Source organism: Pseudomonas sp. PHC1 (assembly GCF_046487845.1).
Classification (GTDB): Bacteria; Pseudomonadota; Gammaproteobacteria; order Pseudomonadales; family Pseudomonadaceae; genus Aquipseudomonas; species Aquipseudomonas sputi.
Genome location: NZ_JBJXHJ010000080.1, coordinates 1 through 578, shown reverse-complemented (window position 1 = coordinate 578; position 578 = coordinate 1). Strand labels below are relative to the sequence as shown.

Here is a 578-nt window from a genome sequence, read left to right as displayed (position 1 = left end):
TAGGTGTACGTGCCGTTGGCGTTGAGCACCAACGTGCCGTAAGTCCCGGTGAACGTGCCGGCGGTGATCGGGCCGGCATTGGGGCCGGTCGGTACGCGGTCGGCGCCTTGCACGTCGTTGGTGAGGACGTTGCCAGTCAGCGTGAGATTGGTTTCCGAAGCGGTGCCGGCGTTGCTGTCGTCCACGCCTTTTGGCAGGTCGTCGACGATGTTCACGTCCAGCGTGCCGTTGGCGGTGGTGCCGTTGTCATCGACCACGGTCACGGCGAACTGCTCGTTCAGCACGTTGGCGCCGTTGGCAGTCGGGTGCGCTTCGTTGTCGACCAGGGTGTAGCTGTAGCTGACCACGCCGGTGGCCGCGTTGAAACCGGTGATGGTCAACGTGCTGCCCAGTGGCGTGGTCACCGATTGCGGGAAGCCTGCGGCCACGCCATTGGTGACCACGGCGATGCCGCCGATGGTCAGCGTAGTGACGCCGTCCAGCGCGGTGATGGTGAAGGTGCCGCTTTGGGTCAGGGCTGGAGCATCGGGGCTGCTGCCGTCGCCGAGGTTTTTTTCGTAGACGGTGAGTTCGCCGCC

The 578-nt window shown here is 65.1% G+C and carries 1 protein-coding gene; it reads right to left on the bottom strand.

Going from position 1 to position 578, the window contains the following annotated elements; all coding sequences use genetic code 11:
• Positions 1-578: hypothetical protein (locus ACKJSM_RS28700; RefSeq protein ID WP_410239540.1), on the bottom strand; the 578-nt coding region annotated here is incomplete at both ends.